12 protein-coding genes are annotated in these 17,930 nt (G+C 39.4%); all 12 read right to left on the minus strand.

Features of this window, described 5'->3' with window-relative positions; all coding sequences use genetic code 11:
- Positions 1–577: 577 nt before the first annotated feature.
- The 12 genes from pfkA to ftsH all read right to left on the minus strand — a co-directional run bounded on the left by pfkA (position 578) and on the right by ftsH (position 17,826).
- A complete protein-coding gene (gene pfkA, locus QA584_RS24655; RefSeq protein ID WP_278271755.1) occupies positions 578–1,552 on the minus strand; it encodes a 6-phosphofructokinase in 975 nt (324 codons plus the stop codon).
- A gap of 35 nt (positions 1,553–1,587) precedes the next feature.
- A complete protein-coding gene (locus QA584_RS24660; RefSeq protein ID WP_278271756.1) occupies positions 1,588–5,076 on the minus strand; it encodes a DNA polymerase III subunit alpha in 3,489 nt (1,162 codons plus the stop codon).
- 844 nt (positions 5,077–5,920) lie between these two features.
- Positions 5,921–7,381 carry a polysaccharide deacetylase family protein gene (locus QA584_RS24665; RefSeq protein WP_278271757.1) on the minus strand — a complete coding sequence of 487 codons (1,461 nt, stop codon included), beginning with the start codon at positions 7,379–7,381 and terminating at the stop codon, positions 5,921–5,923.
- A gap of 524 nt (positions 7,382–7,905) precedes the next feature.
- Positions 7,906–8,160, minus strand: a complete 255-nt coding sequence (locus QA584_RS24670; protein WP_278271758.1) for an HPr family phosphocarrier protein — start codon at positions 8,158–8,160, stop codon at positions 7,906–7,908.
- On the minus strand, positions 8,135–9,121 hold the full coding sequence (gene whiA, locus QA584_RS24675; protein WP_278271759.1) for a DNA-binding protein WhiA: 987 nt from the start codon (positions 9,119–9,121) through the stop codon (positions 8,135–8,137). The genes QA584_RS24670 and whiA overlap by 26 nt, the downstream gene beginning before the upstream one ends.
- A gap of 21 nt (positions 9,122–9,142) precedes the next feature.
- Positions 9,143–10,009 (minus strand): RNase adapter RapZ, encoded by an 867-nt coding sequence (gene rapZ / locus QA584_RS24680; protein WP_278271760.1) that lies wholly within the window; start codon positions 10,007–10,009, stop codon positions 9,143–9,145.
- A 17-nt stretch (positions 10,010–10,026) separates the two neighbouring features.
- A complete protein-coding gene (gene murB / locus QA584_RS24685; protein WP_278271761.1) occupies positions 10,027–10,944 on the minus strand; it encodes a UDP-N-acetylmuramate dehydrogenase in 918 nt (305 codons plus the stop codon).
- Positions 10,904–11,128: a hypothetical protein gene (locus QA584_RS24690; RefSeq protein ID WP_278271762.1), complete on the minus strand. Its 225-nt coding sequence runs from the start codon at positions 11,126–11,128 to the stop codon at positions 10,904–10,906. The genes murB and QA584_RS24690 overlap by 41 nt, the downstream gene beginning before the upstream one ends.
- 209 nt (positions 11,129–11,337) lie before the next feature.
- Positions 11,338–12,282 (minus strand): ROK family glucokinase, encoded by a 945-nt coding sequence (locus tag QA584_RS24695; protein WP_331487743.1) that lies wholly within the window; start codon positions 12,280–12,282, stop codon positions 11,338–11,340.
- Positions 12,283–12,383: 101 nt separating this feature from the next.
- Complete coding sequence (hprK, locus tag QA584_RS24700) at positions 12,384–13,325, minus strand: HPr(Ser) kinase/phosphatase (protein ID WP_278275234.1); 942 nt, start codon at positions 13,323–13,325, stop codon at positions 12,384–12,386.
- 177 nt (positions 13,326–13,502) lie between these two features.
- Positions 13,503–15,359, minus strand: coding sequence for an excinuclease ABC subunit UvrC (gene uvrC / locus QA584_RS24705; RefSeq protein ID WP_278271763.1), 1,857 nt, complete (start codon positions 15,357–15,359; stop codon positions 13,503–13,505).
- 544 nt (positions 15,360–15,903) lie between these two features.
- Positions 15,904–17,826 (minus strand): ATP-dependent zinc metalloprotease FtsH, encoded by a 1,923-nt coding sequence (ftsH, locus tag QA584_RS24710; protein ID WP_278271764.1) that lies wholly within the window; start codon positions 17,824–17,826, stop codon positions 15,904–15,906.
- Positions 17,827–17,930: the final 104 nt, after the last annotated feature.

Below are 17,930 nucleotides of genomic sequence, written 5' to 3' on the forward strand. Positions count from 1 at the left end.
GCTTCATTTATTTTTCTTTGTTGATTTTACTTCGTTAATTGTTCTTCATTGATCGTTCTTCGTTAATCTGTCTATGCTGTTTTATCTTCGTTGTTCTATTTTTGTTGTTCCATTTTTGTTCCACTTTTTGTTTCGCTTTATGTTCCACTTTTGTTGTTCCACTTTTTGTTCCACCTTTTGTTTCGCTTTATGTTCCACTTTTGTTGTTCCACTTTTTGTTCCACTTTTTGTTTCACTTTTCGTTTCATCAATTATAATTAAAGATTCTTCATTTATACTTACTTAATGCTTTTCGATGCTGACTCTTAGATACTGGTTCTAACATAAAATTCTCAGCTTAAACCAATTGACTCACTTTTCCCCGTAAATACTGACATAATAAGGAAGAGCCTGACCACACAAACACTTATATAAATAACTGGTACTGTTCCAAAGCTTTTTTTACTCCGTTAAATAACTTAATCAAGTAAAACAAACCCGGATAATTCATCAGTATTTTAAGTGGTTTTTGAGTCAGGCTCCTTATTAATAATACAAATATGAATTAATTCTTACACCCAAAACGTGCTTAACCGTTCTATTTGGATAATAACTTTGCCATATCATATAAGTATTGATCGATGTCTTTCTTCATAGCTAGAGCTTCTTTTACATCAAAGTCAACATATTTGCCGTTTCTGTAACCTACAACGCGGTTCGTGGCACCTTTGCATAATAATTCTACACCATATGCACCCATTGCAGAAGCATGTACCCTGTCAATGCAGGTTGGGCTTCCGCCTCTTTGGATATGACCGATGATGGTTGCTCTGGTTTCCATACCGGTTGCTGCTTCGATTCTCTTAGCCATGTTATTGGAATCACCGATACCTTCCGCATTGACAATGATGTAATGCTTCTTGCCGGTTTTTCTTCTTTCAATGATATTGTCGATTATTTTTTGTTCATCATAATCATATCGTTCTGTAATAAGGATGTCTTCCGCACCATTGGCAATACCGCACCACAGGGCAATATAGCCGGCTTTTCTACCCATAACTTCAATAATACTGCATCTTTCATGGGACGTTGAGGTATCTCTTACCTTATCAATTGCTTCCATGGCAGTATTAACTGCTGTATCAAATCCGATGGTATAATCCGTACAGGTTATATCAAGGTCAATGGTTCCTGGTAAACCTACCGTATTGATTCCTCTTGCTGCAAGATCAGCCGCGCCACGGAAAGAACCATCACCGCCGATTACCACAAGACCGTCAATGCCATGCTTTCTGCAGATCTCGGCACCCTTGTCCTGACCTTCTGTTGTCATGAATTCCTTGCTTCTGGCAGTATACAGAATTGTACCGCCTCTTTGAATGATATCGGAAACACTTTTTGAGTCCATATCAAATATATCTTCTTCCAAAAGACCGCTGTAGCCTCTTCTGATACCTTTTACTTTTATTCCATTGGCTAAAGCTGTTCTAACAACTGCTCTGATTGCTGCGTTCATACCCGGTGCGTCACCACCGCTTGTTAATACACCTATTGTTTTTATCTCGTTTGCCATGACTTCACCTCCAAAAAATCTAAATTGCTTATATTTTAATCTATTTTTCTAGCTTTTTCAATACTATTTTCTATGACTTTTATATTTGCTTCCGTATAAATTTGTTTTAGCTTATCAATCAGTTCCACTTCTGCCTTAATTCCCATGCTTTTAGGCAGGTGTTTTATGGCTTTTTCACCCTCGAGATATATACATACACTGTCTCTGCCGTCATATTCACTTAATATACCATACAGCCTTTGTTCATCTTCCACAAACCTGTCTTTATTGGGATACTTAATCCAGATTTCCTTTGGAATACTGTCAAAGGGGATGATTTCCTGACAGATTAATTTAGCGGGCTTGTCTTCTTCTACTGATATTTTTCCCCGTACCAGGACTTTATTATCCTCATTGAGATGTAATTTATATTTATCATAATCTCTTGGGAATATGATAATCTCAACGGCACCCACCATATCTTCCAGGGTGATAAAGGCCATCATGGAGTTGGTTTTCGTGGTTTTTAAGGTTTTACCGGTAATAATACCACCCACTGTGGCATAGCTGCCGTCATTTACTTTCACTTCGTTATTCTCTTCGTCAATGGAAAAGTCCAACGTAGTGTTTGTTATATTTTTCTTTAATAAATCTGCATAAGCCTCTAAGGGATGACCGCTTACGTAGACACCCATTACTTCTTTTTCCAGATTAAGCTTCTGTTCAATGGTGTATTCTCCTACCTCGGGCAGGTTTATTTCATAATTCATCTTATCTTCTTCCCCGGCAAAATCAAATAAGGAGATCTGACCCGTTAAGTTTCTCTTCTTATTCTGAGCAACATCATCCAGCACCTGGACATAAATCATCATTAACTGCTTTCTGGTACCAGGCAGGCTGTCAAAGGCACCGGATTTGATAAAGCTTTCCACCGTCCTTTTATTTACCTCTTTTCCCGATAACCGTTCTGCAAAGTCTTTTAGACTGGTAAAACAGCCGTTCGCCTCTCTTTCCTTTACAACCGCTTCGATAACCGGTCTTCCAAGCCCTTTAATAGCGGATAGCCCATAACGGATGGCGCCGTTTGATACGGAAAAAGTACTGTCCCCCTCGTTAATATCCGGCGGTAAGATTTTAATCCCCATCTGCCTGCAGGTAAAGATATATTCTGCTACTTTACCCGAGTTATCTATTACAGAGGTAATTAAGGCCGCCATAAATTCCAGCGGATAATAACATTTTAAATAAGCCGTCTGATAAGCTACTACTGAATAAGCTGCTGCGTGGGACTTATTAAAAGCATAATTGGCAAAGTCCGTCATTTCATCAAAGATATGATTGGCAACCTCTTCAGAAATGCCATTCTTAATACAGCCGGGTACACCAGCCTCCTCATTGCCATATACAAAATAGTAACGTTCCTTTTCCATTACGGAAGCCTTTTTCTTGGACATGGCACGGCGTACCAAATCACTTCGCCCATAGCTGTAACCTGCCAGATCCCGTACAATCTGCATAACCTGTTCCTGGTATACAATACAGCCGTATGTAGGAGCAAGAATCGGTTCTAACTGGGGGCATTCATAGATAATACTTCCGGCTGAATTCTTCCCTTTGATATATTTGGGTATGAAATCCATTGGACCTGGGCGATAAAGCGCATTACCGGCTATAATATCCTCCAGGCTGGTTGGCTTTAATTCTTTTAAGAAGTTCTTCATTCCGGAACTTTCAAACTGGAAGATACCGTCTGTTTTAGCAGAGGCAAATAAAGCATATACATTTTTATCCTCATAGTCAATGGCGTCAATGTCTAACTTTTTCCCATCTTCTAATTTTTTATTGATCAAACGTACCGCATTCTGAATTACGGTCAGTGTTCTAAGACCTAAAAAGTCCATCTTAAGAAGTCCCAGTTCCTCTAAGGTTGTCATTGTAAACTGAGTCGTGATCGAGTCATCGGAGGCGCGGGATAACGGTACATATTCCATTACGGGAGCTTTACTGATTACAACTCCGGCAGCATGCATGGACGTATGTCTTGGCAGTCCTTCCAGACGCATGGACATATCAATCAGATACCGTATTTCATCATCACCGTCATATAAGCTTTGAAGGTCCTTATTTAGCTTTAATGCTTTTCCTATGGTTATTCCCAGTTCGGTAGGTATCATTTTGGCTACCGTATCCACTCTGGCATACCCTAAGTCCAGGGCACGTCCTACATCCCGGATTACCGCTCTGGCCGCCATGGTTCCGAAGGTTACAATCTGTACTACCCGGTCTTTGCCGTATTTGCTTACTACATAATCAATTACTTCCTGCCTGCGCTCAAAGCAGAAGTCAATATCAATATCTGGCATAGTCAGACGTTCCGGATTCAGGAAACGCTCAAACAGCAGATTATATTTTGTAGGATCAATATTGGTAATCCCCAGGGAATAGGAAACAATACTTCCGGCAGCACTTCCTCTTCCGGGACCCACCATGATTTCATGATCTCTGGCATATTTTATAAAATCTCCTACGATAAGGAAATAATCCACAAAGCCCATACTGCGGATGGTTTCAATTTCATAGTCTAACCGCTCAACTAGTTCCTGGGGTGGGTTCGGATACCGCTCATAAAATCCTTCCTGGCATAATTTCTTTAAATAATCCAGTGCAGTGTAACCCTTTGGAACATCAAATTTAGGCAGCTTGTATTCACCGAATTCAATTTCCACCTGACAACGCTCTGCTATTCTTTGGGTATTCTCAAGGGCTTCGCCTGCATAGGGGAATAATTTGGCCATTTCCTCCGGAGATTTTATAAAATATTGTCCTCCGTCATACCGCATTCGGTTTTCATCCGTTACTTTTTTCTGGGTCTGTATGCACAGCAGGATATCATGGGCTGCGGCATCACTTTCCAGGGTGTAATGGACATCATTCGTTGCAACCAGGGCGATTTTTGTTTCATTACTCATTCTAAGAAGTCCCTGGTTCACGGTCTTTTGTTCCGGTATACCATGATCTTGAAGCTCTAAGAAGAAGTTGCCTTCTCCAAAGATTTCCTGTAAATTAAGGGCTGCCCTCTTCGCTTCTTCATAAAAGCCCTTGCGCAGGTTACTGGCAATCTCACCGCCAAGGCAGGCACTAAGCGCAATAATACCTTCGTGATGTTCTTTTAAGACTTCATAGTCAACTCTTGGTTTGTAGTAAAACCCTTCTAAAAAACCCTTGGAAACAATTTTCATCAGATTGGCATAGCCGGTATTATTCTCTGCCAATAAAACCAGATGATAATACCGGTCATCGGAGGAATTGGCTTCTCTGTCAAACCGGGAACCGGGGGCTACATAAACTTCACAGCCGATGATTGGACGGATACCCTCTGCACGACAGGCACGGTAAAAATCGATGACTCCATACATAACACCGTGATCTGTAATAGCCATACTATCCATGCCAAGTTCTTTGGTTCTTGCAACCATTTCTTTGATTTTGCCGGAACCGTCTAATAAACTGTATTCTGTATGTAAATGCAAATGCGCGAAATTCATAACTGCTCCTATCTACCCGTAAATTGGGCTTAAATCCGGTGATTCTTAAATGAACTGTATACTGTTACTTTTTTTAATATCTTTTTCGATATCTTTTTCAATATCTTTTTCAATATCTTCAGCCGGTTAAGGTTTTATAATAATGAAGTTTTGAAACCTAAGCTATATTTATTTTATTTGATACAGCTTTTGAAACTAATAACAACTTGATTATAACACATTTTTTCTAATTCGTAAAAGTAAATAACAAAATTCAAAACAAATGTTCTTTACTTCTATTACAGTTTTTTTATTTACAGGTTTTTTCTTAACAGACCGAATACAGGAAGTTACCATATCCTTATATTGGAGTCATTTTATTGATAACTATATTTTATGGCTTTCACTCGTAAAAAATAAGCCGCCACAGATAATAAATCTTACCGCTAGGGTGAACCGGAGCTTTCTATTCCATGAAATTTATGAATACACATATCCGCACAAAAAAAGTGTACGTTCGTTTACTTGTGTATTTACCACAAAATTCAAAAAATATGAAACCGGTTCAAACCTCTGGTTAACTTATTACCTGCAACAGCCTTTTATACCGAACTTTCTTTTGTAAATAGTTAAGAACAGTTGTTTTTTCTAAATATTTATATTGAGTAATAGTTATTTTACTAAATAATAGACTTTCGAATTAGTTATTTTGCGTAATAATTGTCTTTCGGATTCGTTGTTCTCCGGATTCGTTGTCCTCCGGATTCGTTTTATTTTGGATTAGTTTTATTTTGAATCAGTTGTCCTCCGAATCGTTATCTTTCGGTTCAGTTGTCTATCAGCACGATAATCTTTAAATCAAGGGTTACTTAAGCTTTGGTCTGCTCTTATCCACCACTTTACTAAGGTCAAACAGATCCTTTAACCGTTCGGGGAATTGCAGCATAGCCTGTCCGTCTAAAGGACGTCTGGTCATTCTGACATAATCCTCCTTGACCTGAATCCATGGATCCTTATAAACACCGCAGAAATAATCAAAGCCCAGACTCTTGATATATTTAAATTTATCACTTTCATAATGACCCATAGTAGTTTCAATATCGATTCCGAACGGGAATATATAGATATCCGTAGGTCCAATCAAAGAACCAACTTCCTTCATCCACCGGTCCGTATCTTTTTTGGTAAAGCTATAGGTTGCTTTACCCATATCTCTGTGTCCATAGCTGTGGGAAGCAAATTCCCAGCCCCATTCTTTCATAACCTTAACAATCTTTTTAACGGTTTCCTGATCTTGTTTATAAGTTGGTGAAGTCGGATCATTGGTGCGGTACCCCATACTTCCTTCGTACCCGGTTAAAGCTATGATTCCTTTAGCACCTTTATAGGAAAAGTCCGGATGTTTATCAATAAAGGTTTCCAAAATAGGAACCATGTCATAATCTCCTACGGAAACTGTTCCGTCATCCAGCTTCATCTCTGTGGAGGGACGTCCGTTTTCATCTATTACAATTCTGTTAGCAAAACCATCATCGTTCATATACTCATAATAATTCACATCATCCTGGGAAATAACAAAAGGCTTCTTATCCGGCGGCAGCATAATGTCTCCCGGCACGAATTTGGTCTTGCCATCTTCCCCTTTTACCTTCTTTGCAACATCATGTATGCTTACAATTACATAACCATCGTCATACATCTGCTGCATCATTTCATTAAATTCTCCGATGGTGGTCATATAATAATTATATCCGTTGGCTTCATAATCCCCATCAAAGGCTTTTTTTGTATCTGCAACCAAAGTATGAAAGAAAATATGGTTGATCTGATTCACCGAATCATATGCACCGAAGGGCTTCAAGGTTTGTTTGGTCGCTTCATACCCTGCAATTGCCTTAGTCAGGGCATCATAATCCGTATAATTATCTCCGAAACTTTTAATTAAATCGATTGCTTTATCATAATCATACCCCAGTGCCAGCCTGTCCGCTTTCGCAACGAGGTCTGCAATTTTCTGCTCTGTCTCTTTTTCAGCAGCTTCTGCACTTTGCTGTTCCTGTTCTTCCGGTGTTAGGGTCGGCTCTTTTGTAGGGGAGTTCTTGACCTCTTCTGTATTTTGAGCACCGCCGGGCTTGTTATTATTATTATCATTCTTGTGTTTTCCAAAGCCGGGGAGCACCATATAAGCAAATCCCACTACAATGACAATGAGTACGATTGCTTCAATGATCAGTAAAGTCCGAAAACTTTTCTTCTTCGACTTATTCGAATCTCTAAACGAATTCCTGTTATTTGGTTTTTGATTAAAATCATTATTCCCAGCCATTTCTTTTCTCCCTACTATTTTTTATCCTTTTCACCATTGTTACCATATAAAAATAAAATAATCAGGTTACTTTTATTATACCTAATATTTTTACTTCATATGCTATGTTCCGAATTTTAATCACCAAATAATACAGAATATTGTAAAGTCAGATTAAAATCTCCTATAAATTAGTTCATTATACCTAATATGTAATATTATAGCATATCCTCATTTACAAATCCTTACGTTTTTGTTAAATAATATTTCATTTTCTTTGCATTTTAAATGCTTTTCTGTTAAAACTTTCACTTTATTACTTCTTTCAGTAAACTATGCCGTTTCCGTCGCAAAAAAGAATCAAAACCAGGTTTTACTCCTGTATCCTATTACATAACAAAGTGCCTGGTACACCAGACACTAAGACTAAAACTAAACTCCTGTTAGGTCCTGTTTTTATTTTATAGGATATTTCAAATTACTTTCCTTTTTGTAAAATAAAAAAATCTGCCTCATAAGTCGGTCCATGTGGCAGATTTTATATACTATTTACTACTTAAATATTTTTCTATATTTTCCATTGCTACTTCTTCATCAGGACCATCAGCGGAAACAGTAACCTCTTCCCCTGCTGCCAATCCCAAGCTCATCATCCCCATAATGCTCTTGGCATTTACTTTTTTCTCATCGCATTCCACGTAAATGCTGCTTTCATATTGGCTGGCAACCTGTACTAATAAAGCAACCGGTCTTGCCTCTAATCCTGTAGGGATCTTAATTAATATTTTCTTTGTTACCATAATTTACTTCCTCCTTCTGTTCCCTTAAGTTATCAGCTAAAATGCTTAGTTTACGCAGTCTGTGATTTACACCGGATTTACCGATGGGCGGACTAAGCAATGCTCCTAATTCTTTTAATGAGCTTTCTGGGTATTCAATTCTCAGTGTCGCAATTTCTTCCAGTCCCTCAGTCAGTTCACTGAAGCCTATCTGATTTTTAATGTACAGTATATCATCAATCTGTTTGGTTGCCGCCATAACAGTTTTGTTAATGTTGGCCGCTTCACAGTTAACCTGTCTGTTGATTGAATTCCTCATTTCCTTCAAAATCCGCACATTCTCCAGATTCATCAGTGCTACATGAGCTTCCATAATATTTAGCAAATCAACGATTTGGGCGCCTTCTTTTACATATACCACGAAGTATTTTTTTCGGATAACAATTTTAGCGTCTATTTCAAAACTGTTAATAATCTCCTGTAGCTGCTTCGCCTTTGGTTCATTGGCTGCCACTATTTCGAAGTGATATGTCTTTTCCGGATCACTCATGGAACCGGCTGCTAAGAATGCTCCTCTTATAAATGCTCTTTTACAACAGACATTCTGGATTACAAGGTTGCTATTAATTGAAAGATTTTCACTGATTTCTTTGTTCTCATCTATCAATTTAGTCGCCTGCAGTACTTTTATTACAATATCATGGTCCATTATCACTAAACTATACATCTTGCTGGACTTTAAAAAAGTATTTCGCCTGATTGAAATTTCTGTATTAATATTAAATGTTTTTTTGATTAAAGTAAAGTACTTTCTTGCGACAGTTAAATTTTCCGTATGAATTTTCAAGATATAACGGTCATTTTCTGTTATTATAACTCGTCCGCATAAACTGATTAATGCTGCTAATTCCGCTATCTGGCAATGTCTTGCAGGACTTATCTGTTTTGATAATTCTTCCTTAATATCTTTGGAAAATGACATGGTATTCACCTCACAAGAAACCTATCTCTTTGCGTCTTTTTCTATGTCCCTATGTTCAACCTTTATTCCGTATGAAAGCTTTCCCAGTCTGCTTGTCAGCGCATTGGCAAGAGTAACAGAGCGGTGTTTTCCTCCGGTACAGCCAATACTGATTACCAGCTGGTTTTTTCCCTCCAGTATATAATTCGGGATTAAAAAGGTTATCATATCTTCTAATTTATCTAAAAATGTTACAGCCATATCGGAACTCATAACGAAGTCCCTTACCGGTTTATCATTACCGGTCTGGTATTTCAGCTCCGGATCATAAAAAGGATTCGGCAGGAACCTAACGTCAAATACCAAATCGGAATCCATTGGTATTCCGTATTTAAAGCCAAAAGATAAGACTGTAATAAAGAAATTGTTATATTTTTCATTCTTAAGGTATATTTTATCCACCTCAGATTTTAATTCACGGATCAGCATCTGGCTGGTATCTATAATTACGTCAGCTTTCTTTTTTATAAATTCAAGCTTATCCCGCTCATCTTCAATCCCCTGTTCCACTCTCCCAGAACCGGATAAAGGATGGGTTCTCCTGGTTTCCTTATACCGCTTGACTAAAACCTCGGTCTTAGCATCCAGGAATAATATCTCATACTTGCATCTTTCCCGTTTCATCTGTTCCAAAACTTCATCTAATTCTTCCAGTGCCTGTCCGCTCCTTATATCAACACCTAAGGCCACCTTGTCAAACTCTTCGGAACCATTAACGGTAAGCTGAACAAGCTTGTAAATGAGTTGGATAGGAAGATTGTCTACACAGAAATATCCGGCATCTTCTAGCATTTTTAATACCGAGCTTTTTCCTGCTCCGGACATGCCTGTTACAATAACCATCCTCATAGTAACCTCACATTCTGTTAGAATTCTCCTAAAAGTTTCACTTCCGGCTCTAACACAACTCCAAATTTATGATTAACGATTTCAATTACGTCAGAAATTAAAGTCCTAACCTCCAAAGCAGTGGCACCGCCTTTATTAATAACAAAGCCGCAATGTTTTTCAGAAACTTGAGCATTGCCTACCTGGTATCCCCGAAGTCCTGAATCCATAATCAGTTTTCCGGCGTAATAGCCTGCCGGTCTTTTAAAGGTGCTGCCGGCACTGGGGTACTCCAAAGGCTGTTTATCACGCCTTCTTGCATTAAGTTCATTGATTTTTTCTCTGATTTCTTCCTTATTTCCTGGTTCAAAGCCGAATAAAGCCTCTAAAACTATATAATTTTTCTCTTGAATGACAGTAGTACGATATCCCATCTTTAATTCGTCTTTTGTAAACCTTAGGATATTTCCCTCCTGGTCTGCTGCCAACGCTTCTAGGATTGTCATTTTGATTTCTCCGTCGTAGGCACCGGCATTCATAGTAACTGCGCCGCCAAGGGTTCCCGGTATTCCGGCCGCAAATTCAAAGCCTGTCAGACTATGCTCTGCTATCTGACTTGCCAGTTTTGACAGGAGCACTCCTGCCTGGGCCCTTACCGTATAGGATTCTTCCTCAAAGGTAACTTCACTGAAATCTTTGCCTAATTTTATTATGGTTCCCTGATATCCTTTATCGCTGACTAAAAGATTGCTGCCATTCCCCATAATATAAAAGGGCATATCCTGAGCACGACACAGCTTTATGGTCTCCGTAATCTGGGATACACTTTCCGGCAAGGTCAAAAACCAGGCCGGACCTCCGATTTCAAAGGTAGTATGTTTCGCGAGAGGTTCTTCTATCAGTATCTGATTATCTTTAAGTACCGTTTTTAGTTTTTGATAAAATGCCTCTTTCATAATTTACACCCATCGCATATCCCAGACCACCCTGGGATACTGCCACAAATAAGAATGTGTGAAAGATTCTTTGTGTGGTAACCTTTCTTATTATAAATTTCTTCACACTTCCAAACATGATGCCGCGTTGCGGCATCTCAGATAATAAAGGAAGAAGTTTGAAATGAGCATCCTTCGTGCTCATTATAGAGCTCTTCCAGTGTGAAGATGCTCTTTTTCTTCACACTTGCTCTCATCGCATATAAAAACTCCTGATCCGTTATTATAAAAACGGCTCCGGAAAAAATAAAGTAAACAATTAAATTGGATATTATCTTTGAAAATTTTCTTTTCTGTTATTTAGTATATGCTTTCCCTTAACTTTTATATGTTAGTACAATGTACCATAATTCCTTATTTGCCGATGATAAGTTTTGCACTTCCATAGATACCTGCATCATTGCCTAATTCAGCAAGTTTGAAATCTTTATTTTTTAAAGCGAATAATACATTATTATCATAATATTTTTTAATCTTCTCTGTTAACATGGTACCGGCTTTGGATACGCCTCCTCCGATAACAAAGGCCTGTGGGTCTACCACATGGGCAATATGGGACATGGCTATGGCAAGATATCTGCATAACTGCTCTACCAGCTTATTCGACAAATCATCGCCTTCTTTGGCATAATCAAAGATTGCTTTGGCGGATAAATGAGAAACCTCTCTTAATTTGGAGGGCTCTTTGGATTTCTCCAACATCCTCTTAGCTTCTTTTACAATACCCGTTGCCGAGGCAAACTGCTCTAAACATCCTTTTCTGCCGCAGTTACAGCTGTCTTCTTCTTCAAAATTAACGGTAATATGTCCGATTTCACCTGCCGCACCATTACTGCCGGTTAGAATTTCGCCATTTAAAATAACTCCGCCGCCAACACCGGTGCCAAGGGTTACCATAATCAGATTTTTATAACCTCTGCCGCCGCCCTGCCACATTTCTCCTAAGGCTGCTACGTTAGCGTCATTCCCAACTTTGGTCTCAAATCCGGTCAGACGTCTGGTTTCCTCTGCAACATTAAAAACTCCCCACCCTAAATTAACACAGTGGATTACGGTTCCATCCTCCGTTACAGGACCTGGTACACCGATTCCGATACCGATAATATTGTCCCTGTTAAGCTTACCATCTACAATCTTTTTATTCACAGAAGCGGCTACATCTTCTAATATATGGCTTCCATTCTCTTCTTTGTTGGTAGGTATCTCCCACTTGTCAAGCAGATCGCCTTTATCCGTAAAAAGTCCTAATTTAACTGATGTTCCCCCGATATCAATACCAAAACACAATCTTTCCATCATTCTTATCCTCTTTGTTATTTATTCTGTCTTTTCTTATTAAACAATGCCATTTAAACAGTCCATCTCTTATATCCTATGGGTTTACACAGATTGGAACAGCTTTATTCTTCCTCAAGTTTTGCTTTTTTCATAAGATTATTCGTAACACGGTTATATAATTCCTGGGCAGCATTATATCCCATCTTCTTCTGCCTGTAATTAACCGCTGCAGATTCGCAGATAATCGCCAGATTTCTGCCGGGTCTTATAGGAATGGAGTGGCATACTACCTTATTGCCAAGGAATTCCGTATATTGTTCTTCCAGCCCTAATCTGTCATATTCCTGGTCTTTGTTCCACTCCTCCAGTTTAATAACCAAATCAATGGATTGGGTATTCTTAACACTTTCAACACCAAACAGCGTTTTCACATCTATAATACCAATACCCCTAAGTTCAATAAAGTGCCTTGTGATATCCGGCGCCGTACCAATTAAGGTATCATCACTTACTTTTTTAATCTCTACCACGTCATCTGTAACCAGACGGTGACCGCGCTTAATTAACTCCAGGGCGGCTTCACTTTTACCGATTCCGCTTTCCCCCATAATCAGGATACCTTCACCGTAAACATCAACCAAAACACCATGAATGGAGATTCTGGGTGCCAGTTCCACATTCAGCCAGCGGATTACTTCTGCCATAAAGGAAGAGGTGGTCTTCCCAGTCCGTAAAATCGGTACTTCTTTTTCGGTGGCCATCTGTATGAGTTCCGGTGCCACTTCAATATTTCTGCAGAATACGATACAGGGAACTTTATAATCCATAAGCCTGGACATAATTCCAAGACCATGATCTTTCTCCATCTTCTGCATATATGCGTATTCCACATGACCGATGACCTGAACACGATCGGAATCAAAGTAATCAAAGAATCCGGCAAGCTGCAGGGCAGGGCGGTTCACGTCCGGCTGGCTTAATTTTATAGATCTTAACTCGATATCAGGTGTAACATTTTCAAGATTCATCTTTTCAATTAATTTTGACAATCGTACCGTATACATAATTATTCCTTTCTCCGCTGCCGTATTCGAACCATTCGGCATACCTGGCAACGAACCGAAATTCTGCTCTATAAAAGAAATGTCTTCCATTTCATTATATCAAAATCTAGACTTATTCTAACACAGACCCTCCTAAGATGTAAATAACTTTATCAAAACACAGAAGAAACGTACCTGTCAGTGGAAGAAATCATATACCTGCCTGGCAGAGCGCATATTCATGGTCTCCACCACCGCCAGCTCCTCTACCGTAGCGGCTTTGATTGCCTCTAAGGACTGATAATGCTTCATCAGGGCACGCCTTCTGGTGGTTCCGATGCCTTCTATGTCATCCAAAATAGAATGAACCTGAGCCTTACCCCGAAGCTGTCTGTGGTATTCAATTGCAAAGCGGTGGGTTTCATCCTGTATTCGGGTGATTAGCTTAAATGCTTCACTGCTGTGGTCAAGGGGTATTTCTTCATTATGGAATAAAAGTCCCCTGGTCCGGTGATTGTCATCCTTAACCATACCGCAGACGGGAATGTCCATCTTTAAATCCGCCAGTACCTTTTCCGCAATATTCACCTGACCTTTCCCGCCATCCATCATAATCAGATCCGGATACCGGTTAAAACTTCCGTAGCCATCCAGTTTTTTCTCCTTTAGTTCCTCATCTTCCTTTAACCCATGGGTAAGACGCCTTGTTAATACCTCCTGCATAGACGCGTAATCGTCGGGACCTTTCACCCATTTTATCTTAAATTTACGGTAATCATTCCGTTTTGGTTTTCCGTTCTCATAAACTACCATAGAACCTACAGATTCAAAGCCGCTTATATTGGAAATATCAAAGGCTTCAATACGGGATAAACCTGGTATATTAAGCATTTCTGCAATCTGTCCCAGAGCGCCGATGGTTTTGGCTTCTTCCCGTTTAATCTTTTCCGCATCTTGCTGCAATACCATAGAGGCATTCTTCCTGGCCAGTTCCACCAATCGTTCCTTTTCCCCTTTTACAGGTACTTTAATGTACACCTTCTGACCCCGCTTGGAGGCAAGCCATTCCTCAATGATTTCCTGTTCCTCCAGGGCTTCGCTTAAAATCAATTCTCTTGGAATAAAAGGGGTTCCGGCATAGAACTGCTTTACAAAGCTGGTCATAACACTGCTCTTTGTCTCATGTTCCACTCCGGTTAAGTAAAAATGTTCCCTGCCGATTAATTTGCCGTTTCGGATAAAAAATACCTGTACCACCGCTTCATCTCCGGCCGAAGCACTGGCAAGGATATCCCTGTCCTCAAACTCTCCGCTGGTTATCTTTTGCTTCTCAGAAATCTGTTTTACGCTATTTAACAGATCTCTGTATTCCGCCGCATTCTCATATTCCATATTCAGGGCGGCATCATTCATTTTCTGTTCCAGTTGTTTTGTAATAAGAGAAAAATTCCCGTTTAGGAATTCTAACACCTGATTAACAGATTCTCTGTAGTCTTCTTCTGAAATATAGCCCTGACAGGGCGCTTTGCACTGCTTGATATGATAATAAAGACAAGGTCTTTCCTTCCCGATATCCCTTGGAAGATTCCGGTTGCAGGATCTGGTAAAGAAGATTTTTCTTATAAGCTCAATGGTATCCTTGACGGATTTGGCACTGGTGTAAGGACCGAAGTACTTTGCTTTATCTTTTCCCCTTTCTCTGGCAAACAGTATCCTGGGATAAGCCTCTTGGACGGTAACCTTAATATAAGGATAATTTTTATCATCCTTAAGCATGGTATTATATTTGGGTCTATGTTCTTTAATCAAATTGCTTTCTAAGACCAGGGCTTCTAATTCGGAATCCGTTATGATATATTCAAAATACTGAATCCTGGCTACCATCTGTTGAATTTTGGGAGTTAAATTCCTGCTGCTCTGAAAATACTGCCTTACGCGGTTCTTAAGGCTGATGGCTTTGCCTACATAGATAATGGTATCATGCTTGTCATGCATAATATATACACCCGGCTTGGCAGGAAGCTTCTTTAATTCCTCTTCTATGTTAAAATACATGGCATACTCCTTTTATGTGGGGTAACTTTGGAACGTGCTTAGAACGGACCTGATATTTCTTACCTTTAAATCCTGTCCTAAGCTTATCTCTACTCCTATTATATTACATTTTGTGTAGAAATAACAGCGTATGGTATGGGTTTAAACTTAAAAAATAACAAGTCCGTTCTCTGAGTGGCATATATTGGTATGAATCTTTGGCTGTCTTCCATAAAACAATTGAACATGGATGATAATCAAGCCTGTATAACTATATTGAAAAACTAAACTAGTATATGAGAGATTCAAAAAATCTAATTTACGTATAGTATGATTATCGGCTTAAATAGCATTTTGGAAGCTTTTCCCGCCTTTTCCGGCCTTTTCCAGTTTTCCAGAAACGCTATATTTTAAAAACCTCTTATATCCCAAAGCCCAAACAGCACGGCTTGATTTTGGATTAGATTTTTGACTTAATAGCGTTCTTGTACGGAGGGCAAAAATCAGATTGAATATACTGATATTACTATACCTGATATGTGATTTTTAACACTCAACTTATATACTATAAATCTAAACTCATTGTATCAATCCTTGGAAGCTCGGTATTATCTGCATTCGCAGTATCTTCCACCGGTATTCCCTTTACCTCATGGAAAATTTCCATGAATTCTTTACCGGTAATAGTTTCTTTTTCTACCAGGAATGCTGCAATCCGATCAAGTACTTCCCTGTTATCGGCAAGTAAAGCTTCCGCTCTTTGATAGCATTGTTTTAAAAGAGCCATAACTTCCTGATCAATTTCTGCTGCTGTTGCATCACCACAGTTTAGGACTGCCCTGCCGTCTAAGTAACGGTTCTCAATGGATTCAAGTCCCATCAGTCCAAACTTCTCGGACATACCATATTGGGTTACCATTGCCCTGGCTAACTGGGTGGCTTTCTCAATATCGTTGGAAGCTCCGGTGGTTATAGAACTAAATACCAGCTGTTCCGCCGCGCGTCCTCCATAGAGAGTTACGATTCTGGCTAACAGTTCATCCTTGCTCATAAGATACTTTTCTTCTTCCGGAACCTGCATTACATATCCAAGAGAACCCATGGTCCTTGGTACAATGGTAATCTTTTGAACTGGTTCTGCTTTCTTCTCAAGAGCAGTTACCAGCGCATGACCTACTTCATGATATGCTACAATCTGCTTTTCTTCCTTATTAAGAATACGGTCCTTTTTCTCTTTACCGGCTACAACAACCTCCACCGATTCAAATAAATCTTCCTGAGTCACTACCGTTCTGCCTTTTTTAACGGCAAGAATAGCTGCTTCGTTAATCATATTGGCAAGATCGGAACCAACTGCGCCTGAGGTCGCAAGACCGATGGCTTCTAAATCTACAGAATCATGCATTAGTACGTCTTTTGCATGAACCTTTAATATATCAATACGTCCCTTTAAGTCGGGTTTATCAACAATAACACGGCGATCAAAACGACCTGGTCTAAGAAGTGCCTTATCTAATACTTCCGGACGGTTGGTAGCTGCCAGGATAACAAGACCTTTGGAAGTATCAAAACCATCCATTTCAGATAACAGCTGATTCAAGGTTTGTTCTCTTTCATCATTACCGCCGCCGTAGTGGGAATCCCTGCTTTTACCGATGGCATCCACTTCATCGATAAAGATAATACAGGGAGCCATGGATTGTGCCTGTTTAAATAAATCCCTTACTCTGGAGGCACCTACACCTACAAACATCTCCACAAAGTCAGAACCCGACAGGGAGAAGAAGGGAACTTTCGCTTCTCCGGCAACCGCCTTGGCAAGTAACGTCTTACCGGTTCCGGGAGGTCCTACCAACAAAGCACCTTTTGGAAGCTTTGCACCAATTCTGGTGTACTTACCGGGATTATGAAGGAAATCTACCAATTCGGTCAGAGACTCTTTCGCTTCCTCCTGACCTGCTACATCTTTAAAGGTAACTCCGGTTTCCTTCTCCACATAAACCTTCGCATTGCTTTTACCGACGCCGCCCATCATACCGCCGCCGCTCTTGGATATCATCTTAAATAAGAACCACATCACCAGATAAATCAGTGCAAATGGTAAAATCCATACCAAAATAAAATCAAGAATTGTGGTTTTGTTATTCACAATCTCTGGATTAATCGTAACACCTGCTTTTAGCAACCGGTTCGTTAAATCACCATCATTCATGACTCCTGTATAATAGGACATCTTATAAAGCGGATTTGGCTGCTTCACTGGTTCTATGACAATTTTATCAGGCTGTATGTTAACTGATTTTATTTCCCCTTTATCTAACATGTCGATAAATTTATCGTAAGAAATCTCTACATTGCTGCCGGCTTTGAACTGATTCGTCGTAAATGTAAATAAAGCAAGGGTAACAATTGCAGCAATTAAAATATAAATAAAAGTTTTCTTATTGTTCATTCCGTTTTTGTTATTGTTCGGTTTTTTATTATCCATACCCTACCTCCTTCGTATTATTTTTTAATATTATTTTGATAGGTATAAACCATATTTTTAACTATTTGCCTGTCATGCATAAAGCATAGTTTTGTATATTTACC

It is taken from the genome of Anaerocolumna sp. AGMB13025, from assembly GCF_029689925.1.
GTDB lineage: Bacteria > Bacillota > Clostridia > Lachnospirales > Lachnospiraceae > Anaerocolumna.